The sequence below is a fragment of the Acinetobacter brisouisimilis genome, assembly GCF_000368265.1.
Lineage (GTDB): Bacteria > Pseudomonadota > Gammaproteobacteria > Pseudomonadales > Moraxellaceae > Acinetobacter.
This window is the reverse complement of the sequence record NZ_KB851217.1, coordinates 110,879-133,318: the sequence shown is the minus strand read 5'-3', so window position 1 is coordinate 133,318 and position 22,440 is coordinate 110,879. Positions and strand designations below refer to the sequence as shown.

17 protein-coding genes and 8 pseudogenes are annotated in these 22,440 nt (G+C 36.5%); 14 read left to right on the top strand and 11 right to left on the bottom strand.

Annotated elements, in window-relative coordinates:
* Positions 1-376 precede the first annotated feature (376 nt).
* The 4 genes and pseudogenes from F975_RS01375 to F975_RS15425 all read left to right on the top strand — a co-directional run bounded on the left by F975_RS01375 (position 377) and on the right by F975_RS15425 (position 2,533).
* Positions 377-943, top strand: coding sequence for a recombinase family protein (locus tag F975_RS01375; RefSeq protein WP_004749647.1), 567 nt, complete (start codon positions 377-379; stop codon positions 941-943).
* A gap of 198 nt (positions 944-1,141) precedes the next feature.
* Positions 1,142-1,345, top strand: coding sequence for an MBL fold metallo-hydrolase (locus tag F975_RS15975; protein WP_228127397.1), 204 nt, complete (start codon positions 1,142-1,144; stop codon positions 1,343-1,345).
* A gap of 6 nt (positions 1,346-1,351) precedes the next feature.
* On the top strand, positions 1,352-1,441 hold the full coding sequence (locus tag F975_RS15970) for an MBL fold metallo-hydrolase (RefSeq protein WP_228127399.1): 90 nt from the start codon (positions 1,352-1,354) through the stop codon (positions 1,439-1,441).
* Between the two features lie 430 nt (positions 1,442-1,871).
* A pseudogene (locus tag F975_RS15425) lies at positions 1,872-2,533 on the top strand (IS6 family transposase).
* Between the two features lie 111 nt (positions 2,534-2,644).
* Here F975_RS15425 and F975_RS01360 read toward each other — a convergent pair.
* Positions 2,645-3,544 carry a LysR substrate-binding domain-containing protein gene (locus F975_RS01360; RefSeq protein WP_004749645.1) on the bottom strand — a complete coding sequence of 300 codons (900 nt, stop codon included), beginning with the start codon at positions 3,542-3,544 and terminating at the stop codon, positions 2,645-2,647.
* 575 nt (positions 3,545-4,119) lie between these two features.
* On the opposite strand from F975_RS01360, the pseudogene F975_RS01355 reads away from it, so the two are divergent.
* A pseudogene (locus tag F975_RS01355) lies at positions 4,120-5,431 on the top strand (ISNCY family transposase).
* 382 nt (positions 5,432-5,813) lie between these two features.
* Here the strand turns inward: F975_RS01355 and F975_RS01350 are convergent.
* The 6 genes from F975_RS01350 to F975_RS01325 form a co-directional block, all read right to left on the bottom strand.
* Positions 5,814-7,073 carry an OprD family outer membrane porin gene (locus tag F975_RS01350; RefSeq protein WP_004749641.1) on the bottom strand — a complete coding sequence of 420 codons (1,260 nt, stop codon included), beginning with the start codon at positions 7,071-7,073 and terminating at the stop codon, positions 5,814-5,816.
* 86 nt (positions 7,074-7,159) lie between these two features.
* Positions 7,160-8,509, bottom strand: a complete 1,350-nt coding sequence (locus F975_RS01345; protein ID WP_004749640.1) for an MFS transporter — start codon at positions 8,507-8,509, stop codon at positions 7,160-7,162.
* Positions 8,510-8,619: 110 nt separating this feature from the next.
* Entirely contained in the window at positions 8,620-9,321 is a 702-nt protein-coding gene (locus tag F975_RS01340) for a fumarylacetoacetate hydrolase family protein (RefSeq protein ID WP_004749638.1), read from the bottom strand.
* Between the two features lie 31 nt (positions 9,322-9,352).
* Positions 9,353-9,991 carry a maleylacetoacetate isomerase gene (gene maiA, locus F975_RS01335; RefSeq protein ID WP_004749637.1) on the bottom strand — a complete coding sequence of 213 codons (639 nt, stop codon included), beginning with the start codon at positions 9,989-9,991 and terminating at the stop codon, positions 9,353-9,355.
* The gene (locus F975_RS01330; protein WP_004749636.1) at positions 9,988-11,208 is read right to left on the bottom strand and encodes a 3-hydroxybenzoate 6-monooxygenase; all 1,221 of its coding nucleotides are present in this window, start codon (positions 11,206-11,208) and stop codon (positions 9,988-9,990) included. Before F975_RS01330 ends, maiA begins: the two co-directional genes overlap by 4 nt.
* A 25-nt stretch (positions 11,209-11,233) precedes the next feature.
* Positions 11,234-12,271, bottom strand: a complete 1,038-nt coding sequence (locus tag F975_RS01325) for a cupin domain-containing protein (protein ID WP_004749635.1) — start codon at positions 12,269-12,271, stop codon at positions 11,234-11,236.
* Positions 12,272-12,420: 149 nt separating this feature from the next.
* Here F975_RS01325 and F975_RS01320 point away from each other — a divergent pair, with 149 nt between their 5' ends.
* From F975_RS01320 to F975_RS15410, 6 genes and pseudogenes are all read left to right on the top strand, one after another.
* The gene (locus tag F975_RS01320; protein ID WP_004749634.1) at positions 12,421-13,320 is read left to right on the top strand and encodes a LysR family transcriptional regulator; all 900 of its coding nucleotides are present in this window, start codon (positions 12,421-12,423) and stop codon (positions 13,318-13,320) included.
* Between the two features lie 127 nt (positions 13,321-13,447).
* Positions 13,448-14,043 (top strand): annotated as a pseudogene (locus F975_RS15420) (transposase).
* A 22-nt stretch (positions 14,044-14,065) separates the two neighbouring features.
* Positions 14,066-14,186, top strand: a pseudogene (locus F975_RS15965) (IS5/IS1182 family transposase); the annotation flags it as partial.
* A 300-nt stretch (positions 14,187-14,486) separates the two neighbouring features.
* A complete protein-coding gene (locus F975_RS01310; protein WP_004749632.1) occupies positions 14,487-15,449 on the top strand; it encodes a glycosyltransferase family 2 protein in 963 nt (320 codons plus the stop codon).
* Between the two features lie 157 nt (positions 15,450-15,606).
* A pseudogene (locus F975_RS15415) lies at positions 15,607-15,787 on the top strand (IS982 family transposase); the annotation flags it as partial.
* A gap of 38 nt (positions 15,788-15,825) precedes the next feature.
* Positions 15,826-16,466, top strand: a pseudogene (locus F975_RS15410) (IS1595 family transposase).
* Between the two features lie 3 nt (positions 16,467-16,469).
* On the opposite strand, the gene F975_RS01305 reads toward F975_RS15410, so the two are convergent.
* The 4 genes from F975_RS01305 to F975_RS16115 are packed head-to-tail and all read right to left on the bottom strand — an operon-like array spanning position 16,470 to position 19,405.
* Positions 16,470-17,429 (bottom strand): glycosyltransferase, encoded by a 960-nt coding sequence (locus tag F975_RS01305; protein WP_004749631.1) that lies wholly within the window; start codon positions 17,427-17,429, stop codon positions 16,470-16,472.
* Positions 17,426-18,541 (bottom strand): DegT/DnrJ/EryC1/StrS family aminotransferase, encoded by a 1,116-nt coding sequence (locus F975_RS01300; protein WP_004749630.1) that lies wholly within the window; start codon positions 18,539-18,541, stop codon positions 17,426-17,428. The genes F975_RS01305 and F975_RS01300 overlap by 4 nt, the downstream gene beginning before the upstream one ends.
* Complete coding sequence (locus tag F975_RS16120; RefSeq protein WP_004749629.1) at positions 18,534-19,004, bottom strand: acyltransferase; 471 nt, start codon at positions 19,002-19,004, stop codon at positions 18,534-18,536. The genes F975_RS01300 and F975_RS16120 overlap by 8 nt, the downstream gene beginning before the upstream one ends.
* On the bottom strand, positions 19,001-19,405 hold the full coding sequence (locus tag F975_RS16115; protein ID WP_004749628.1) for a sugar 3,4-ketoisomerase: 405 nt from the start codon (positions 19,403-19,405) through the stop codon (positions 19,001-19,003). The genes F975_RS16120 and F975_RS16115 overlap by 4 nt, the downstream gene beginning before the upstream one ends.
* A 205-nt stretch (positions 19,406-19,610) precedes the next feature.
* Here F975_RS16115 and F975_RS15955 point away from each other — a divergent pair.
* The 3 genes and pseudogenes from F975_RS15955 to F975_RS01285 all read left to right on the top strand — a co-directional run.
* A pseudogene (locus F975_RS15955) lies at positions 19,611-19,929 on the top strand (IS982 family transposase); the annotation flags it as partial.
* 541 nt (positions 19,930-20,470) lie between these two features.
* Positions 20,471-20,617: a hypothetical protein gene (locus tag F975_RS15680; RefSeq protein ID WP_004749626.1), complete on the top strand. Its 147-nt coding sequence runs from the start codon at positions 20,471-20,473 to the stop codon at positions 20,615-20,617.
* Positions 20,618-20,712: 95 nt separating this feature from the next.
* Positions 20,713-22,395, top strand: a pseudogene (locus F975_RS01285) (NRAMP family divalent metal transporter).
* Positions 22,396-22,440 lie beyond the last annotated feature (45 nt).

The following is a 22,440-nucleotide window of genomic DNA, read 5'->3' as shown; positions in this document are numbered from 1 at the left end:
CATAACTTCATAACTTCATAACTTCATAACTTCATAACTTCATAACTTCATAACTTCATAACTTCATAACTTCATAACTTCATAACTTCATAACTATGTCAGCTTACTATTTTTTAGCTGGTTAAATTTTTAATCTTTATATTCGATTAAATATAAAATAATCATCTATTTTATGAAATTAATCTTATTTAAATATGGATATTTTTTAATTTTATATTTATAGTTACTTTAGAGTATACCCTAAAGATACATATTTTTATCCAAGCAAACAATGTTTCTTTTAAATGTTTTTTGATCATACGTGACATGTTATTTTTAAATCTATTATTTATAATAGATAAATTGGGTTGTTTTTAGTCTATTTGGAGCGAAGTGCATGAAAGGTCAAAAAGTCGGCTATGTCCGAGTCAGCTCAGTCGAGCAAAATACTGGACGCCAACTTGAAGGCATCGAAACTGACCGACTGTTCATAGACAAGGCTTCGGGTAAAAATACAGACCGCCCAAAATTTCAAGAAATGTTGAACTATGTTCGGGAAGGGGACATGGTGGTGGTGCATTCCATGGATCGTTTTGCTCGAAGTCTTAAAGACTTGGTTGAAGAAGTAGACAAATTGGTTAAGCGCGGTATTGCAATTCAATTTATCAAAGAAAAAATTACCTTTACTGCCCAAGCCACGCCGATGGATAACCTGATGTTGCAATTGATGGGAGCTTTTGCTCAGTTTGAACGTGAAATTATTTTAGAACGGCAAAAAGAAGGCATCAAGCTGGCAGCGGCTCAAGGTAAATATAAAGGTCGGGTACATAAACTCAAATCTGATCAGGCGGATGCTTTACGTCAGGCTTGGGCAGAAGGTAAATATAGTTCGAAGGCTGCTTTGGGGAAGGCTTTTGGAATTAGCCGACAGGCTGTTTATCGGTATTTAAAAGCCGATAAGTGAGTCAATTGAAAGTTGCGACTGAATAAGTCATACAATTAATGATAAACTATTTTCAGACTCTGTATTTAAGAGCTAAACAAGGAAAAGTTATGAATAAAAAAATAGTAACAGTAGCTTATGGTCTTACTGTACCTTTACTATTTACTGCTTGTGTTCATACCCATACATTGTGTTTCACAAGACAAAACCAAAGTAGTAATGAGTAATCATGAATATTTGCACCTTGCCAGTACTCATCCTGCCCATATTGCTCAAAATAAAGATGAAATGCGTGTAATTTTATTGGGAACAGGCAGTTCTGTCCCAAGTGAACAACGTTTTGGTATGTCCACATTGGTACAAGCTGGAGGATATAATCTTGTTTTTGATGCGGGGCGAGGGGCAGTCATTCGTTTAACCTAGGCGGGTATACCGTTAGGAAAGATAGATGATGTTTTTTTAACCCATTATCATTCCGACCATGCCAATGGTCTTAGTGATATGGTGTTGATTTATTGATCCATAAAGTCGCAGAGTTTCAAGATACGCATGCCTTGCCACAAGTGTATGCTCACTATACCAATCATTTGACAGGTAGGTGAAATTCTTAATCAAACCTAAACTCACAGTAGATAGTCACATTGTAAATGGAGTTTCATCTAGAATTATTGGTATTTCTGATGAGGTGTTAATCCAACGGACTAAGGTCAATTATCAAGGTCCATTGGTCGTGGAGCGAGACTTGATGAGTTTTTTATTAACGCCCACTAAAATAGAGACTTACACACCTTAATTTTTCTAAGTCATCTTTATTTCAATCTCGACAATGACTAAGCCAAAAAAACAAAGTTTTTTATGTGAATAAATTTTATGTAACCCCCCTGTTTTTGTGAAACTATTGTAAATGACCTTTGATGGTCAGCTTAGTTTTTAGCTAACGGCTCAGTATATGAACCATAGTCGGCATTTTCAAGGCGAAATCATTGCTTGGGTTGTGCGATGGTATTGTAAATGTAAATATGGCATGAACTATCGTGAACTTCAGAAAATGCTTGCCGAAAGTGGTGTGAATGTTGATCACACCACTTTTATCGTTGGGTTCAATGTTATGTTCCTGAAATAGAAAAATACTTACGCGAGTATTAGTGTAACCCTACAGATCTGAGCGGTGGTCTTATCTGTATCGTGTAGTCGATCAACTAGGTTATATGATTGATTTTTATCTTTCTTCTAGATGTAATACCAAATCAGCATATTGTTTTCCTGGAAAATTTTTAAATAATCTAAATAAATGGAAAATTCTACATGTGATCAACACGTACAAAGCACTCCACATATGGAGGTGCTTTGTCATGAATAAAACGGGAAGGAAAATGTCCATCAGACCTTGAGTACAGGCAGATTAAGCACAAAAACAACCTGATCGAATATGATCATGGCAAGCTAAAGCGCATCATTATGGTCACGTTAGCATTCAAATCGATGAAGTCGGATGCCACAATTAAAGGCGTTCAAGTCATGTGCGCATTAGGTAAAGAACAAGCTTCATCATTTTATGATGATCAGCCTCAGGGTGAAGTGTATCTAGTTAATAGAGTTTTCATTCTCTAAATTTTTTTAAAGAGAACCTCATCGACTCAAATTTCTATTCGCAACAGTACCCTAAAAATGCCCTCATTTCTCTGCGAGCTCATCGCATCTTTCAATAACATGAGTTTCTGGCTAAGGAAGTGCGCTGAATAAATCAAATATTACTTTTCTTAACCACTGGTTACTGCTCTGATGATGACAAGAAGTATGCCAGTATTGCCGTACAGGATAAGTCGGGAAGTCTAAGGGCGCTTGTAATATTTTTAGATTACCCCGCGAGAGTAAAACTTCACTGAGATAATAAGGAATCGTGGCAATAGCATCAGTTTCCTGTACCACCAGCCCAACACCAAGATAACTGGGCAAAGTCATTAAAATATTACGCTTTAGACCTCGGCTGATTAATTCATTTTCAATGTGATAATGACCAATACTGGTATCCACATCGACATGCGACTCACGAATGTAGGTTTCAATGTCTAGATGGTCAGATTGAATTCGTGGATGATCCTTGCGGCTAATCACCACATAATATTGGGAAAATAATTGTTGCTGATAAAAGCCTTGATCAAACTCTGGTAAAAAGCCAATGGCTAAATCAATTTCACCATTCGCCATCTGATAGCTGGTTTCACGGCTGATTGGGCGGACTTTTAATCGAATAGAGGGAGCATATTGTTTTAAGTATTTGGCGAGTTTTGGCAACAACACTAAATGTGACACATCGGTCATGGCGATACTAAATAACTGATCAGACTGATTCGGAGTAAAATCAACTTTAAAATTATTCACACTTTCAATCTTGCCAATAATTTCACTGATTGGAGAAAATAATTGCTTAGCCAACTCGGTTGGCACCATTTCATTGCCCACGCGTAAAAATAGTGGGTCATTAAAATGTGTTCTAATTTTATTAAGACAGTTGCTCACTGCTGGCTGACTCAGTCCCAATGTTTCAGCCGCTGCAGAAACATTCTTATACTTGTAAATATAATAAAAAATCTCAAGAAGTTTGCTGTCTAGCTTAAACATGTTAATTATTCCATAATCACAATATGCTTTTCTTAACTGAAAATTTCGAAATACATTCATTCAGAAGGATGATTGTATCGAATATTCATATTATTACATGCCTTTTTTAGTACTGTAAGTTATATCTTACAAGCATAGAGGATAATGTCCCATATTCAAGCTGGGTCAAATTTCTTATTCTGAACTCATAGAGGAACAGGATGTTCCGGAACATCAAACAAAAATAATAAGTTCTCGCATCAGGAACGTGAGGGATGACAGGAGTTGACCCTAAACGTAAATATGGGAAAGCTGTATTATATTGGTTTTAGAAAAACTTAATGAAATTTATAGCTACTAAATTGGATTTTTGAATAACCTATTTAAGTCTGCGATTTAATGGACTTCTTTGATAAGTCAAAAAACATGCTACTTTAATGTAAAATTATATGGATGAGTTCACATTTTTAATATTAACATAATAGATCTTATACGAAATGCCTGTGTTAGAAACCATTTAAAGTGTCTGTATTCTCACCAATAAAAATCTCTGGTCTATGATGCACATCAACATCATGGGCTGGATATGAATTGAGATGCTGATCACTATGTCTGACAAGGAAATACAACGTCTTGTGGTTCTGCAAGACGTTCGAGATCAACGTATTACACAAGTCCGTGCTGCTGCAATTCTAAATCTTTCAACCCGTCAAATTACCCGATTATTACAGAAGCTCAATCAAGATGGTGTTTCAGGTCTGGCACATGCCAACCGTGGTCAACATGGTCATCGTCGCCATGACGACTTGTTAAAATCAGAATGCCTTTCCATTATTTCTGAACATTTTCTTGGCTTTGGTCCAACATTGACCCATGAAAAGCTGATGAGCATGTTTGGCCTGAATATCCCGGTAGAAACGGTTCGGCGCTGGATGACTGCAAATGACCTCTGGATTCATCGATCCAAGCGACAAAAACGTCCATATCAGCCTCGATATAACCGTGATTGCTTTGGTGAGCTGATCCAGATCGATGGCTCATATCACGACTGGTTTGAAGGACGAGCTGCCAAATGCTGCTTGCTGGTTTATATCAATGATGCCACTGGAAAGCTGTTACATCTGCTTTTGTGAGGCTGAAACAACCTGAGCCTACATTGAGCAATACGGCAAGCCTCTGGCTTTTTACAGTGACAAACACTCCGTATTCAGAGTCAATCAGGAATCCAAGCAAGACAGCCAGATCACGCAATTTAGACGGATTCTGAATGAGTTAAACATTGATATTATCTTTGCCAACTCACCACAGGCCAAAGGTCGTGTGGAACGTGTCAATAGAACACTCCATGATCATTTGATTAAGGAAATGCGTCTGGAAGGCATCTGCTCGATTGCCCAAGCCAATGCCTGGCTGCCCTGCTTCATTGAGCAGTTCAATCAGAAGTTCGCCAAATGTGCGCGAAACTCAAAAAATTTACATCGATCATTAACCGAATCTAATCTTGAACTGGATGATATTTTTACTTGGCAGGAACCACGCAAAGCCACGCATAACCTGACCATCACTTATGACAAGTGTATTTATATACTTGAGCCAACAGCACTGAATCATAAATTTGTTGGGCAATACATTTCATTTCTGGAGTATCCAGATGGAACTGTCGCCATCATGCATGAAGGACGAAAGGTCAACTACAGCATCTTCAATAAACTGGCTGGACTGCAGCAGACTGAAGTGGTTGAGAATAAAAGATTAGGTTCAGTCCTAGCCCATATTCAACAGCAACATGAAGAGTTGGAAAAACAAAATAAATGCTCTCGAGCCAAGAAAAGTATGCCAAGTCGTAAAGCTCAGAAAGCTGTTATTGAGCAAAGAAATTTAAATCCTGTTCTTGACTCTTGCAGTTAAAAACAGGGCATTTAAAATGGTTTATCGCATAGACATTTTAATTGGTGAATAACACAGTTATTTATTATTTTAATTCAGTATTTTATATGAAATACAGATTCTAAAAATTCGAGATTTTTATATGAATCTTACCATTCTACGCCGAATATTTGATCAATTCCCCTCATTTTGGGTTAGACTCTTTTATTAATATTATATAATCCATTTAGCTGACACAGAATTTTGAACACTTTCGACGGATAGGTGGCTCAATCAACACAAAGGGCCCACCTAATGGCTAAGGCGTGCTTTTAGTTAAATTGAAATGGAAAAAATTATTTTTACAAAAAGGTATTGAGGCAATCCTAAATTGAATCACCTCAATATATACATCATTTAAAGATTAGAACTTCTTACAATAATTGATAAAGAAACGGTCTTCACCAAAATCATTACCCGTCTTAATACCATAATCAATACGGATATATTGTAAAGACAAGCCCTTCAGATAAGGCTGCTGGAAAGCATAATTCACAATCACATCCGATTCGCTTTCCATATTTTTACTGCCGTTTGCAGCTTTAAAGTGATTGCCATACACATATTTCACCATGGCATTTAAACCTGGTACATAGTCTTTAAAATCATAACCGTAGATGAAGTGGTAAGATCTTTCGTCTTTCTTAAAGAACCCTGTGGTATTCCAGTTAATAAAATAGGTTTCAGGCAAGAATCCATCTGGAATCGGGTACGCTGATTTGCCTGTAATTTCTTGATAGCCCAAACCAAAGGTGTGATTTTGCACTTTTAACGTTTCAAGCAAGCCAATATTTTGAGCTTCAATATCAAAGCTATTGCCATCATTTTTGGCATAAAAATATTTAAACTTACTGTTTAAGGTGAAATTCTGTTGTTTCCAGCTGTGATCCAAGCCCACATAGTGTTTGTTAAACAGGTTTTCCATGTTGCCAAAGTAGTATTCGCCTTTCAGTGTTGGCGTAAATTGATAGCGCAAATCGATATAATTCAAGCCATCAGAATATTTGGTAACGCCATTGGCGGTAAATGCAAATTTGTGAAAACCTTCCTGGTTGCGCGGGGAAACTTTTTCGACCCGTCCGACTTCGACATTAAAACGGTCCGTGATTTGTGACTTGAGGTTTTCGCCCCAGTAGGAGGTGAGTAACTGGCGGCTATAATCAATTGAGGTCACAGGCAAATCTAACCAGAGTTCACCGACTTTCAGTAAGGTTTTGTCATAACCAAGTTTCAGTGTGGCACCATGTTTTAAATAGTCAGAGGCTTGAGATTTTGTCTGTGTGTCAAAAGGCAAGACAGTATCGGCTACATGTCTGTCATTACTTAAGCGTACCGCATATTGAACTGAAGCATCGACCCCAATAGTCAAAGGTTTATCAGCGATCTCTAAAGGTGTATCATGCATTTTGGAAGTGTAGAACAGAGAAGCCGACTGCGACCAGCTACCCGCATCCTTGATGGCAGGGTTTTCATAGTCACGGTTGATGTAGGCATTTTTAAGCGTGAATTTCCATTCATCCTCGTTTGGCTGCATAACACTATCGGCTGCATAACCTGATGTAGCGACGACAAATAATGAAGGAATTGCCAAATTTTTAAATCGTAATTGATAAAATAAGCGCATAAAGCATCCCTGCTTTCTGTGCAGCGAAGCACAGAAAGATCTTATTTAATTGTTAATGTTGAGCGAAGTAAACGTAAGTTATTTAATCAAGACAATTCGGAAACAGTCTGTGTCTGTTCTTTTTTTAACCGCTGAATCAAAAGTAACGAAATTGCCGCAAGTACCGCAGGTATCGCAAGTAAACTCATGATTTCAAGACTGGATAAGTTTAAAGACATCAGCCATCCTCCTACGACTGAGCCAATCACTGAGCCAGAACGACCGACTGCATTTGACCAACTGACTCCTGTTGCACGACAGTGGGTTGGATAAAAACCTGAGGCAAAGGCATTGGCACCCACTTGAGAACCACTAATTCCGACACCTACCCCAAACATTGCCAACATCAGGAGTAGTGTATTGGCCTGTTGAATGCCCATGCCCAAACCAACCAGACATAAACCACCCAATATATAAGCAGCACTCAGGATCTTGGTCGCATCTTGCTTATCCATCAGTAATCCCAAGACAATCGCACCAATGGTTCCTCCTACCTGAAAAATCGAAGTCAGCCAAGATGCGTTGGATAAGTTGAAACCTGCATTGGTGAGTAAGGTTGGCATCCAGCTAGAAATCATATAAATGATGAGTAGACTCATAAAAAAGGTAAACCAAATCAAAACTGTACCAAGTGCATAACTTTTGGCAAACAAGTCTTTAAGGCTTGATTTTTCAACTTCGTTGACGGTAGGAATGAGAGTCGGAATCGCGGTTTTTGCAGGTGTAATTCGAGCAGCAATTTTTTCAATTTTATCTGTGGCTTTCTTTTTTAGAACCAAAAAACGAATCGATTCCGGTAAAAAATATATTAAAAAAGGAACCAGCAATAACGGTAAAATTCCTCCGATCAGCAAGATTCCATGCCAGCCAATATGCGGCAATAATTGTGCCGATAGAATCCCACCAAAAGCCGAACCAATGGTAAACCCACAAAACATCATGGTGACTAAATTGGAACGACGTGATGTCGGGGCATATTCAGCCGTAAGGGTAATGGCGTTCGGCATGGCACCGCCCAAACCCAAGCCCGTGATAAACCGCAAAATAATCAGGGTATGTAAATCTGGAGAAAATGCAGAAAATACCGTCGCTAAACTGAAGACGATAACTGACCCCAGCAAAATGGGTTTGCGACCCAGTTTATCGGCCAATGGTCCAAAAATGAGAGCGCCTGCCATTAGGCCAAATAAACCTGATCCAAATAAAGGTGCAAGATCCGTTGCTTTGAGTGCCCATTCGGCTTTAAGTGCTGGGGCAATAAAACCAATTGCAGCCGTATCAAAACCATCAATTGCAACAATCACAAAGCATAACCACATAATGCTTTTTTGCAGCAATGACAGCGGGTTGGCATCAATAAAACTCTGAATATCGACTTTCATCTTATTTTGAGACATAGAACATCCTCACACCATGCAACATGGTGTTTTGCAATCCTTAGCAAAAGAGTACCCGACTGTATTTTTTATTCAGGTCAGGCACTCTATTTAAAAATCAAACCATTGATTTATTTAACGTTAACTGTAATTCCTGTTAATCCTGTAATATCAGCACGCATGACATCACCTTTCACCACAGCACCAACACCTTCAGGCGTTCCAGTGAAAATCAGGTCACCTGCTTTGAGTTCAAATAAAGTCGACAGATTGGCAATCGTCTCAGATACATTCCAGATTAAATGACTAACATCACTACGCTGTTGGGTCTCACCATTAACTGTCAAATGGATGTCAGCTTGATTGAGTTCACCTGTTTGAGTAATTGGATGAATTGGACCAACTGGTGCAGAAAAATCAAATGCCTTACCAATTTCCCATGGGCGACCTTTTTCGCGCATTGCCATTTGTAAATCACGACGGGTCATGTCCAGACCAACGGCATAGCCATAGATATAATCAGCAGCATCTTCTACAGAAATGTCTTTACCATCTTTACCAATCGCAACCACCAATTCAATTTCATAATGATAGTTGGACGTCTGCGCTGGATATGGAATATCAACTGCTTCTTGGTTTACTGGAACAATCGACTCCAGATCATTAGGTTTACAGAAGAAAAATGGTGGCTCACGATCTGGATCAAATCCCATTTCACGGGCATGTGCAGCATAGTTACGACCAACACAGTACACGCGGCGCACAGGAAATTTCTGGGTTGAGCCATCAATAAACAAACCCGCATGGGTCATCGGCTGAAAAATAAACGACATATCTTGTGTTCCTTGTCTCATATTTACTGTATTACAACGCGTCAGGTTGCTGTTTTGGCGCGGCATTTTGGAATGCTTCCAATGTCATACAGTGTTGATAAATTTCAAAAATATTAGGGTAAGATGTCAGATCCACCTGAAAACGCAGCGCTGAATCTACCTGAGGAATTAAGTAAGCATCTGCAATGGTTGGCTGGTTGCCATAACAAAACTTGCCACGCTCTGGATCTTGACTCAGCATGTTTTCTAAAGCTGAAAAACCACTGTGAATCCACTTTGCACACCATGCCAATACTTGTGTTTCATCCAAAGCGAGATCCTGACGTAAATATTCCAGAACGCGCTTGTTATTTAATGGATGAATATCACAACCAATTAAGGCAGCCATCGCACGAACTTTAGCCTTAGAAAATGCATCTTTTGGCAATAATGCAGGTTCAGGGTATTTTTCCTCCAGCCATTCAATGATAGCTGGGCTTTGCGTTAAATAACCTTGTTCGGTTTCCAGTACTGGTACAAAACCTTGTGGATTTATAGCCGTGAATGTACTTTGACGATGCTCATTTTTTGCCAAAGAAATAAACTCTTTGGCATAGCCTAAGCCTTTCAGATTAAAGACTATTCGGACTCGATGTGAACTTCCACTACGGAAAAACCCATAAAATTTCATGCCGCATGTCCTTGATAGTTTTTCACTGCATCCAGACAGTTACTCACGTTCCAGCCATACAACCATTCCATCGCATCATAGAAACGTTCTGCTGAACGACCACGCCACAAATCATTACGGACTAAGCGTTTTACACCCGAAGCATGGTAGAGTTTGCCCATTTCACGTGAAGACAAAACGATACGTGCTGTACGTGCTACACGGGCTTTTTGATACATATCCAATGCAGTCAACAAATCATTGTTGTTAACACGTAGTGCTTCGCCAAGGGTCACGGCATCTTCAAGTGCCATACATGCGCCTTGTGCCATGTATTGTGTGGTTGGATGAGCCGCATCGCCCAGTAAAGTCACTCGACCAAAAGTCCAGGTATCAATCGGTTCGCGGTCAGCCGTCGCCCAGCGACGCCAGCTTTTTGGCAGCTCAATCAACTGACGTGCTTTCGGACAGATATCCTGAAAATACGACAAGACTTCTTCTTTAGAACCATCAGTGACGCCCCACTCTTCCTGCTGGCGGCTATGGAAGGTCACTACCACGTTATATTCCTTGCCACCACGCAGTGGATAATGCACAAGATGACAGTTTGGACCCACCCAAATACTGGCAGCATTCCATTTTAAGTCATCTGGAAATTCACTTTCTGGTACTACGGCACGATATACCACATGGCCTGTCACCAAGGCAGGATCATGCACATAAGTTTCACGTACCACAGATTTCACACCATCGGCACCAATCAGAGCCTGACCAGTATAAGACTTACCATTTTGGTCATAGATGGTGACGCTATTTTCGTCCTGTTCAACCTTCTGAATGTGGCAATTGGTAATGATTTCAAGGTCGCCATATTTTTTGGCACCTTCTACCAACGAACCATGAATGTCCGCACGGTGAATCACGGCATAAGGGTTTCCAAAGCGTTGACGGAACTTTTCATCGGTTGGGATTTTACCAATCTGATATTCATCAATAGCGTCATGCATGACCATATAATCAGTATAAACTGCTTTACTACGGGCAATTTCACCAATACCAAGCGCATCAAAGGCATGAAAAGCATTTGGCCCAAGCTGAATTCCTGCACCAATCTCACCAATTTCAGGTGCTTGCTCAAAGACCTGAACCTTAAAACCTTGTTTTGACAACGCCAATGCTGCTGCAAAACCACCAATGCCACCGCCAGCAATTAAAACTGGTTGATCTTGATTTGACATGATTTATATCCTTATAAAATCTAAATTAATGACGTTCACGTACCGAATACACGCCCAGTTTTTTCTGAACAGGTGCTTCATCGGCAATAAATACATAACAAGGCTGGTCAGAAGTATTGATTAAATCAATTTGAGAGAAACAAGGTGCACAAGCTGTATCTGCTTTGCCGAGATCAAAAATTTTCTCATCTGTTTTCACCATGACCTGACCATCAATCACATGAAAGACCTGAGCGCATGAACGTGGCTGTAACTGAACAGTTTCATGTGGACGTAACATCAATGCGGAATAACCAATGATATTTTGGCAATCAGCGCCTGTTTCAGGATTGATATAAGTAACTTCAACTGGCCCTTGATGTTGCTGATCCTCAGCTAAGGCATGAAGCACTTTTCGTGTCTCTTTCCATGAATAGCGCATCATTGGATAAGAGGCGTTTTCACGGATAAAATGACAAGTTGGAACAACACCTACACCATAACGATGCGCATTTCCTGAACTGGTCACTTTCTGAATGTCGCCTGGCTGAACATAGGACGCTTCCATATAGTAGACCAATGGTAAATCCAGCACGTCTAACCAGATCACAGGCTCATTCCCATCATGACCATGTTCATGCCAAAGCCCTGATGGTGTAAGGATTAGATCACCATGTTCCATCAGACATTTTTGCCCTTCAACTGTGGTATAAGCGCCCTCTCCTTCAACAATCAGACGCACTGCATTCGGGGTATGACGATGCGCTGGTGCCCATTCTTTAGGTAGCAATAACTGCATCCCTAAATACATGACTGAGCTGGCTTTCATGTTCTCTAAACCATGCCCAGGATTGGCAAGTACCAAAACGCGACGCTCAGCTTTTTGAATCGGTGTGAGCTCACCAGCTTCTAAAAGTAAGGGCTTAATGTCTTTAAAATACCAGGCTGTTGCAAGGGTCTGAGGAATCGGTTTTTGTGGCGGTAAAACATTACGTAAGCTTGGCCATAAAGGAACCAGATTTGACTGCTTTAACTCGTGCAAATAGCGGGTTGGTAATTCATCCAATGTTGCTAACTGTTCCATAGCTCATCCTTTTTGACATCGATAACAACAATCCATTTTGTTGTATTGAGACTAAATGCTTCATTGATATCTAAGGTAACAACAGAATTTTGTTGAAGCTATGAGCAGAAATTAATACACTGTATTGATATTATCAATACAGAATAATCATGTTAGATATCGACTCCCGTTTATTAAAAATTTTCTTTGAAATCTATAAACATAACAGTGTTTCTAAAGCCGCTGAAAAGTTGGGAATTGGGCAGCCGACACTGAGTATTGCCTTAGGGCAGTTAAGAGAGCATTTTCATGACCCTCTTTTCGTTCGCATTGAAAATAGAATGCAACCAACTGAATTATCTAAACAAATTTATCCAATTGTATTTGAAGCCTTAAACAAGATTAAAGCCATTCAGGATTACAATATTGATTTTGACCCACTGACCTCAAATTACGAGTTTAAACTGAGCATGACGGATATTAGTCACTTGGTCTTACTCCCGACACTAATCAATTACTTACGGGAACATGCTCCGAATGTCCGCCTCGACATTCACCCAATTGACTTGAATACGCCAATGATGATGTCGAATGGAGAAATTGATCTCGCTATTGGTTTTTTGCCACAGCTCGAAGCAGGTTTTTATCAGCAAACACTTTTTCATCAACATTACATTTGCATTGCGAGCCAAAATCACCCTCGATTGGGCAACACCTATATTTCTGATGAAGAATATCGCCAAGAGATGCATGTCGATATTTTAGCAACGGGAGGGCATTATGCTTTAGAACATGAATTGCAAAAACAGGGCGTAAATCGTAATATTCTCGTGCGCCTGCCGAGTTATTTAGGGGTTGGGCTGGTGGTGCAAGACACTGATGCAATTGCAACTATTCCTCATTATCTGAGTCAGGTTTTATTAAACCGTGGTGGCTTAAAAATATTACAACCACCTTATGCATTTCCAAGTTACAGTGTAAAACAACACTGGCATGCGCGCTTTCACCATACGCCGAGTAATCAATGGCTTAGACAGGTTTTCTTTCAATTATTTTCTGGCATCTGCTAATCTTTTAGAACTGGGTATCAACATAAGAAGCATAAGGCTATATACATCAGAAACTCAATGAACGATATTGTGAATAAAGCTTGCATTAATCTAGGCAAATCGGCAATTAACTCTACTCACTGATGATATTTGGCAACAAATTCAGTCCACATGCAGTTTCATGGTTGTTATTGTTCAAAGAACAGTAGAAATATCATGGAAGCCATTTTATAGAAATGACATACAGGTGCAACATGGCGTGATATTTATGAAGAATACAGAAGCTACATACGCGCATCAGTATGCAAGTAGAGCTCGGCATGGTTTCGAGTGAACAATTGGACAATCAAGAGGTGGAAGAATCGCAAAAATTTATCTTGCAACAGACGCGTATGGATTACTGATTGATTTCAAAATCACTGAGGGTGAAGCCCACGATAGCCTTGCAGAGTAGTTGATCTGTGAAATAGGTCAGGCGGATTATCTTATTGCAGATAAAGGCTATGATTCAGAAAAATTAGCAAGGAAGCAAAATATTGTGCCAATCATTCCAATGAAATCAAATATTCAGAGAGAAAATAAAGAGTTTGATAAGTACTTATATTATTTAATGCGTTTAATTGAAAATGCCTTTGCGAGATTAAAACAGTTCCATGCAATAGCCACCAGATTTGATAAACTTGCCCGAAATTATCAGTCTTAATCTACATTGCCTGCATATTGATTTTGTGTAAATTCAAATGAAGGCATGCCCTAAAATTGTTTTTTTATTGATTACTGTCATATCCTGGCTCATCAACATGCCATAGGACTCAAGAATCGCTATTTTGAAAAGCATAGGTGGAAACAGATCTAAAATTCATTTGGTAGTAGATTTAAATGGGGATAGGAGGAGTGTTGTTGACCTACGCATTAATTTTTTTTATTGCTTGAATCTTCTCAAATGAATATATGATTTAGTGACAAGTAAAGCTCTAAGTATCTTAGGTTATTTTCATGAATTTATGTATCGCTATATTCTTATAAAATTTATCATCAAAATACAATGAATAAAATTCAAAAAACTATAGATAATTAATAATAAATATGTAGAATTAAAACTGAAAATCTAAACTTTATGATAATTTCCTAAAAATTTTACGTTATTTTTAGGCCTAATTATTATCCGCAATTCAGGTTAGCATAAAATGGTAGAAATTTCTGTTGTTGTACCTATCTATAATGGTATTCAATATTTAGAAAAATTAGTAAGTTGTCTTAAGGAGACGACGATTAAGAAAATAGAGTTTTTATTAATAGATGATTTTTCTACTGATGGAAGTTATGAATTTTTAGAAAGAAAAATACAAAATGATACTAGGTTTAAATTAATTTGTAGAGATAAAAAAAGTGGAAATGCTGTTTCAGCTATAAAATATATTTTACCGTATTGTAAAGGTAAATACTTTTTTTATTTGTCTCAAGATGATTTTTTTGATAAAGATTTACTTACGAAATTATATATAAAAATAAAAGAGACAAATGCTGATGCCGTTATACCTAATATGATTTGGTTTAAAGAAGGCGAAAATAACAATATGATATTACCACCTAATAATAATTATGAGTGTTTTTTAAATGGATCAGAAGCATTTAAACTATCTTTAGATTGGAAAGTACATGGATTTAGTTTAAGAAAAATAGAACTGTTAAGAGAAGTTGGTTTTGATGATTCCTATTTTATTGGCGATGAAATAACAACAAGGATATTTTATTTTAAATCAAAAAAAATAGTTTTTTGTGATACAAATTTTTATTATAGAATAGATAATATTAATGCTTTAACTAAAAAACTTAGACCAAATGTCACTGATTTTATAAAAGGAGATTTAATTTTATTAAATTTTATTAAAAACAACTATTATCAGGATACTTTATTTTTTGAAAATTACGATAAGTTTTTGAAAAAAACATACAATTTTTTAAAAAACTTAAATAAAGAAAATGTTATTTTTAATAGGTCTGAAAAAGAAGATTTTTTATATAGGCTTAATATATTAGAAAATATGATATTTGACTTATATATTAAAAATGAAAGAAGAGGAACATTTTCTTGGATTAAAATAAAATTTTACATATCAAAATTAAAAAATATTAATAGCTCTATATAGATAATTTAAAAATTCTATGAATTACCTATATAGATATTAATGATAAATTTTTATCTATACTCATCTTAACCCAAATTAAGGATAAGGCAGCCGCTTGAAAAGAAGATGGTTAGAGCCATTTAGAAAGTTACTACACAAGCCAAAGACTCTAGCCACCATGTTTGATTTTACAGAAATTTTCTGTACTGTTGATGATTTTTTAAAAAATTTGAACCCATCTATTGGAAATTTATTAAGCAAGAAAATAAGCGTAAACGAATTCGATTTGCAACTTTATCCCTCTTTGAAATTGTCATGATCGCAAAATTTGTTATAAAATATCTCAAGTAAATAATTTTGGGGCTGTACTAGATTAGCATTATGTTAATCTATGGAAATGAAGCTAACCAATTGTAAATTCAATAAAAAATACAGCTTAAGTTACTTAAGTTTTTGTATTTGAAGTAACTGCACGTTCAGCAGCAGATGTACTGGAAATACACCCCAATTCTGCCGCTCTCTTCTATATTAAAATTCGTAAGATTATTTCTTATTATTTAGAGCAAGAAGCTCTTGAAATATTAGATGGTGAAATTGAACTGGATGAAAGCTACTTCGGTGGCACACGTAAGGGAAAGCGAGGTAGAGGTGCTGCTAGTAAAGTTATTGTATTCGGGTTATTGAAGTGTAATAGTAAAGTTTATACGGTCATTGTTCCTGATACTAAATTAACTACATTAATGACTGTAATCTCTAAAAAATTATACCTGATAGTATTGTTTATACAGATTATTGGCATAGTTATAATGCTTTGGATGTTGCCATTACAGGATTAATGATTCAAGCCATTTTACAAATGGTCATAACCACATCAATGGGATTGAAAATTTCTGGAATCAGGCAAAAAGGATCTTAAGAAAATACAATGGAATTCCTAAAGATTCTTTTCACTTGTTTATTAAGGAATGTGAGTTTAGATTTAATTATGGTAGTCCAAAACAACAGCTAAAAATTTTGCGTATTTGGACCGAAGTTTAGACTTTATCTAGCACAGCCCCTTAATCTTTTAATTAGATATTTTAAAAATAATGGTAAATTCGATGTTTTTATAGCTTTATAAAGTAAATAGTGTACTTTTTCTCCCTTTATAAAAGCATATTCAAGATCTATTTTTGATAATTGAACTTTAATTTTTTGAATAGCCATTTCTTGTAATTTATTGTCTGCAATAAAACTTGAATCTAATAATCGTTGTAGTAATACTGGTTTCATAATTTTTAGCAAATTTTCTAATTTTTGTGCATTGCTTAGATCAGGATCCTGTGTAACATTAGATATACCAATGTCAATTCGATAATCTACTAAAGGTTTGTCTATATATAATAATCCATTCAAAATAGCACTACGATAAGCTAAAACAAGATCCTCATATGCACCTAACTCTTTTATATCACCAAATGTTGTGAATAAAGATTTATGCCAAGCATGAGATGCACCAATAATTAAACTTTCACTTAGTGCACAATCTAGGACAGAATGACCTAATTGTTCTATAGGTGGAATAAAAATATCAAGTAGCTTTCCATCAGGAGTTATTTTATTAACAGAAGAGTAAATAGATGTTGGCTGTTGTTCTGCTAACCTATATGCATCTATTATTTCAGTCACACGATTTGGGTGAGAAATATCATCACCGGCAGCAATTACAAGAAGTTCTGTATCAACTAAATTATTTACAAGATTAATATGTTTGATTAACCCTTGATTTACGGTATTTTTTTTGAAAAAAACTTCATGAGGCCCGTGATATTCTTGTAAAATTCCTTCAATAATAGAAACTGTTCCATCTTTTGAACAATCATCTGAAATAATTATTTTCAAAGGACTATAATCTTGATTTAAAGCAGAAAAAATAGCTTCTTTTATATAGTTTTCCTGATTATAACAAACGAGTACCATTGTGACAGATGGGGATGGACGCTTATATTCAATATTCATCATTTAAAGAAACTCATAATTTTTTCACAAACAAAAAATGCTTTATCTTCACTTAAATATGGTGAAATTGGTAAACTTAAAACCTCATTGTGGATTTTATCAGATATAGGAAATCTCAAATTATTCCATTCAGCATAAGCAAGTTGCTGGTGTGGTGGAATAGGATAGTGAATTAATGCTTGAATATCATTTTTACTTAAAAAGTGATGTAGTTTTTCACGCTGTTCAGAACGAATAACATATAAATGCCAAACATGTCTTAAATTATTAGGAATATCTTCAATTTTAGGTAATATAAGACCACTAATATTTTTCAAATTTGTTTGATACACTTGAGCAATATTACGTCTTGAATTAATCGTATCATCAAGGTATTTTAACTTTACGTTTAAACATGCAGCCTGAATCTCATCTAAGCGACTATTTACACCTTTATATTTATTTATATATTTCTCATGTGAGCCGTAATTTCTCAATGCCTTTAAAACTTCTGCAAGTGTGTCATTATTTGTGGTAATTGCACCGCCATCACCTAGAGCTCCTAAGTTCTTACCTGGGTAAAAACTAAAACCAGAAGCATCGCCCCAGTCCCCAGCTCTTGTACCTTCAATTTCAGCACCATGAGCTTGAGCAGAATCCTCTAAAACTAGAAGATTATATTTTCTAGCTAGTTGAGAGATACTTGGCATATCAGCCAATTGACCATATAAATGAACAGCAAGTATAACTTTTGTTTTTGAAGTTATTTTTTCCTCAACTAATTTAGGATCTAAATTATATGTATTAATATCGGGTTCGACTAAAATAGGCTTTAGATTGTTTGCTGAAATTGCCAAGATACTCGCAATATATGTATTAGCAGGAACAATAACCTCATCACCATCATTTAACTCTCCAAGCTCTTTCCAAGCACGAAGAACTAAAGTTAAAGCATCTAAGCCATTTGCAACACCTATAGCATGTTTAGCGCCACAATATTTTGCAAAGTTGTTTTCAAATAGGTCCAACTCATTACCATTAATATACCAACCTGAATCAATTACACGTGTACAAGCATTGATTAACTCTTCACGATACTGAGCATTAATTTGTTTTAAATCTAAAAAGTTAATCACGTTGAACTTGTCCTATAACTTTTGCTGGATTACCAGCTACAATTGAAAACGGAGGTACATCCTTTGTGACTACAGCCCCAGCTCCAACCAAACTGTATTGACCAATTCTCAGACCAGGTAAAATTGTAGCATTTGCACCAATAGATGATCCCTTTTCAATTAAAGTTGATAGAAACTGATCTGGATAATGTTTTGATTTAGGTTTTTTATCATTAGTAAAAGTGGCATTAGGGCCAATAAAAACATCATCTTCGATATGAATGCCATCCCATAGAAAAACACCCGATTTAACAGTCACATTATTTCCAATAACAACATTATTCTCGATTAAAGTATGAGCACAGATATTACAATTTTTTCCAATTTTAGCTTTTTCTAAAATTACAACAAATTGCCATATACGTGTATTTTCACCAATATTTTTCGTATGTACATCACTTAATGGATGAATGAAAAAACTCATTTTTCAACCTTAACAATCTTTAAAAATTCATCATAATCACGTATATAGTCAGATTCATCATAAAAATTATCTGCTAAAATCATTAAAACACAATCTTCAGAAAAATCTGACATTTCTCGCCATATGCAGGACTCTATGAGTAATCCTTGCGCAGCATTATCTAATAAGAAAGATACTTTTTCTTTTCCATCATCTAACATAAAACGGCAAGATCCTTTCACTGCAATAGCAACCTGTTTAAGTTCTTTATGTGCATGAAAACCACGTGTTACACCTTCTTTAGTATCAAAAATGTAATACACTCGTTTTATTTGAAAAGGAATATTTTTATCTTGTTCTAAAGATATTAGTGATCCACGATCATCACCGTGTGTTTGCAAAGGAAGTAATTTAATATTCATATGAACCCAAGAATTTATCTTATCTATCAATTCAATAAGCCAACCAAGTATTATTAGGCTTAACCTGATAAGTAGATATAGAAAATTTATTTAAACAAAATCATGCTATTATTATAACCCGAATCACGGGTAAGAAATTGACTTGAAAAAAGAGGATTAGAGCCATCAGTTGAGTGACTATACCAAACTCAAGACTCTCATCCTTATGTTCGATAGTACACAATTATTTTGCCTAATTGATGATTTTTTCTAAAATTTGAATCAATTTATTGAAAATTCTTAAAGCAAAACTTTAAATATTTAAGAATTAGCTCCGCACAGCTGGGTATTTCTGAAATTGTTTTTATTGCAATTTGGTATAATGCTCTCATTTTAACAGCAAAGCACTCTTCTTCTCATTAAGGTAAAATCAAAACTATTTATTCAAAAATCTACCTTGTTGCCAACGCATGATTTATCTAATCTACACTCAACTGGCTTTACATACCTCGTATTATGCTTTAATGAAAAAGCGTACAAGTGAACTGCCACCACCCTTCTAGGCAAATCGGCAATTAACTCGTTAGTTGGACTAGACCATAATTGATGAGCATTTTTTCCGATTAGAAATATTACACTTATGAGATGAAACCATCAGTATGTATCACCTTAGTGAGAATTTGATGTGAATCATATTTTTATTTCTATTGCATAAATAATAAAAAATAATAATTATCATCAACTTATTGCAATAAAATCTTCTCGGTAGAATTAAATTTTATTTAAGCGGAAGTATTGACTCGTTAAAATCTGAGGCGTATATTTGCCTCAATTTCCCCATCGGAGTCTAAATCTTGGACAGTAGCAGTTGTAGTTGTCGATCGACTATCTAAACTGACAAGCCAGTCTAGGGTTACTCCTTTCACTGCCTTGTCAGATAAAGACAAGGCAGTACATCGTAAAATGCTTACAGGTATTTCAATTCATCTTTCAGATGAATAACCTCTTTTTTTCAATGTGCTTGCCGAATACGGTCATTTGATATGTCCGTCATTATTTACGTTTCACTTCATTCGGAGGTGCAAAATGTTACGCGCACATTATATTAAAGATGCTCAAGGCAAATTGGTTCAAATCTGGGAAGACGAATCTGTTTCTAAACAGATTGGATCTTCAGTTGTTCCTGCTAAGGCAATTCTTAAAGTTCTTCCTAAGAAATCTATAGCCTCTTAAACGCCATTATTTCTATTGCTCATTAAGCAAGCCGATTAAGGTAAAAAAACCTTAATCGGCTTGTCATATTCAATTTTTAAATATCCAGGAGATGCATGATGAACCAGATTGTACCAAAATCTGAAATCCATGAATTTTCATCTCAAACAGATGCTGTACTTGATCAAGCCCATAAAGGTGATATTCATGGAGCTTTTGGGTCAATTGCACAACATGATCTAGGCGCACGTCAATCTATTGGTCATCGACTACGCACATTGCTTGCGATCATTGGCCCAGGCTTAATTGTGATGGTGGGTGACAATGATGCAGGTGCTTTTGGCACCTATACTCAAGCAGGGCAGAATTTTGGTATTACTTTGCTTTGGACATTATTGTTATTGATTCCAGTGCTGTATGTAAACCAAGAAATGGTTGTGCGTTTGGGTATTGTCACAGGTGTTGGTCATGCTCGTTTAATTTTCGCTAGATTTGGTAAATTTTGGGGAGCATTTAGTGTCATTGATCTATTTTTATTAAATGCTTTAACGATTGTGACTGAATTTATTGGCATTACAATCGGTCTGGATTATTTAGGGGTTAATAAATATTGGGGAGTTGGCATCGCAGCATTTATTTTAATGCTTGCTTCAAGCACAGGTAGCCTCCGTCGCTTTGAAAGATTTGCGATGATATTAGTTTTTGGTAGCCTGCTTTTAATACCTGTATTTTTGATGATTCATCCACTTGTAACTCAGATCACGCATAGCTTTTTTGTTCCAAGCATGCCTGGTGGAAAGTTAAGCGATATCATGTTAATTATTATTGCGATTGTCGGTACTACGGTTGCGCCATAGCAATTATTTTTCCAGCAAAGCTATGTCATTGATAAACGTATCACTCCTCGCTTCATGAGATATGAAAAATTTGATCTTATGATCGGGATCATCATTGTTGTGATAGGTGCTGCTGCAATTATGGGATTATCCGCAGCAACTTTTGCTGGTCATCCAGAGTTTAGCCATTTTACTGATGCTGGTGGGGTTGCTAGAGGCATTGAACATTATGTAGGCCATCTACCCGCTGTTCTGTTTGCTATTGCTTTGATTGATGCATGTATTATTGGTGCAGCAGCAGTTTCACTATCAACGGCCTATGCATTAGGTGATGTGTTTGCAGTGAATCATTCGTTACATCGTAAACCGACTGAAGCCAAGGGATTTTATGCAGTTTATTTTGGCTTAATTGCAATTTCTGCAGGGCTTGTGTTAACACCAGGAACACCGTTAGGACTATTGACGAATTTAGTTCAAACATTGGCTGGTGTTCTTCTACCAAGCGCAACAGTATTTTTATTGCTGCTTTGCAATGATCGAGAGGTTCTTGGTCCATGGGTAAATGGGAAATTAACGAATATTATTACTACAATCGTCGTTGCAAGTTTGGTCATGCTTTCTATCATTCTAACAGCAGCAGAACTCTTCCCGAATATTTCAGATGGTCAAATTCTAAGTATTCTTCTGGGTGGCACTGTTATTAGTGTAATGTTATCGGTTATGGTTCAACTTTATGTGAAATTTAAAGGGTTAAAAGCATCCAAGCCAGTTTTAATTCATTCACAAGAACAAAATGAACAAAACCGCATCCATTGGCGAATGCCCCCACTCAGTAAGTTGGCACCATTCAAATTAGGCTTACTAAATCGAATCTGGCTAGGTGTACTCCGATTATACCTTGTTTTGGCAGGAGGATTGCTTATAGTGAAGCTTGTTCAGATGGCACTACACGGCACTCATTAAATTCGCTCTAAGTAATGAATTTAATGTTTGTTTTGATTAGTGATT

What these genes read in the sequence shown, in the direction of transcription:
- maiA (WP_004749637.1), bottom strand. Translation starts at nt 9,991, where the DNA reads ATGAAATTTTATGGGTTTTTCCGTAGTGGAAGTTCACATCGAGTCCGA.
- F975_RS16120 (WP_004749629.1), bottom strand. Translation starts at nt 19,004, where the DNA reads ATGAGTTTTTTCATTCATCCATTAAGTGATGTACATACGAAAAATATT.
- F975_RS01375 (WP_004749647.1), top strand. Translation starts at nt 377, where the DNA reads ATGAAAGGTCAAAAAGTCGGCTATGTCCGAGTCAGCTCAGTCGAGCAA.
- F975_RS15975 (WP_228127397.1), top strand. Translation starts at nt 1,142, where the DNA reads ATGAGTAATCATGAATATTTGCACCTTGCCAGTACTCATCCTGCCCAT.
- F975_RS01360 (WP_004749645.1), bottom strand. Translation starts at nt 3,544, where the DNA reads ATGTTTAAGCTAGACAGCAAACTTCTTGAGATTTTTTATTATATTTAC.
- F975_RS01330 (WP_004749636.1), bottom strand. Translation starts at nt 11,208, where the DNA reads ATGTCAAATCAAGATCAACCAGTTTTAATTGCTGGCGGTGGCATTGGT.
- F975_RS01325 (WP_004749635.1), bottom strand. Translation starts at nt 12,271, where the DNA reads ATGGAACAGTTAGCAACATTGGATGAATTACCAACCCGCTATTTGCAC.
- F975_RS15680 (WP_004749626.1), top strand. Translation starts at nt 20,471, where the DNA reads ATGTTACGCGCACATTATATTAAAGATGCTCAAGGCAAATTGGTTCAA.
- F975_RS01320 (WP_004749634.1), top strand. Translation starts at nt 12,421, where the DNA reads ATGTTAGATATCGACTCCCGTTTATTAAAAATTTTCTTTGAAATCTAT.
- F975_RS01350 (WP_004749641.1), bottom strand. Translation starts at nt 7,073, where the DNA reads ATGCGCTTATTTTATCAATTACGATTTAAAAATTTGGCAATTCCTTCA.
- F975_RS01310 (WP_004749632.1), top strand. Translation starts at nt 14,487, where the DNA reads ATGGTAGAAATTTCTGTTGTTGTACCTATCTATAATGGTATTCAATAT.
- F975_RS01305 (WP_004749631.1), bottom strand. Translation starts at nt 17,429, where the DNA reads ATGATGAATATTGAATATAAGCGTCCATCCCCATCTGTCACAATGGTA.
- F975_RS01340 (WP_004749638.1), bottom strand. Translation starts at nt 9,321, where the DNA reads ATGTCGTTTATTTTTCAGCCGATGACCCATGCGGGTTTGTTTATTGAT.
- F975_RS01345 (WP_004749640.1), bottom strand. Translation starts at nt 8,509, where the DNA reads ATGTCTCAAAATAAGATGAAAGTCGATATTCAGAGTTTTATTGATGCC.
- F975_RS16115 (WP_004749628.1), bottom strand. Translation starts at nt 19,405, where the DNA reads ATGAATATTAAATTACTTCCTTTGCAAACACACGGTGATGATCGTGGA.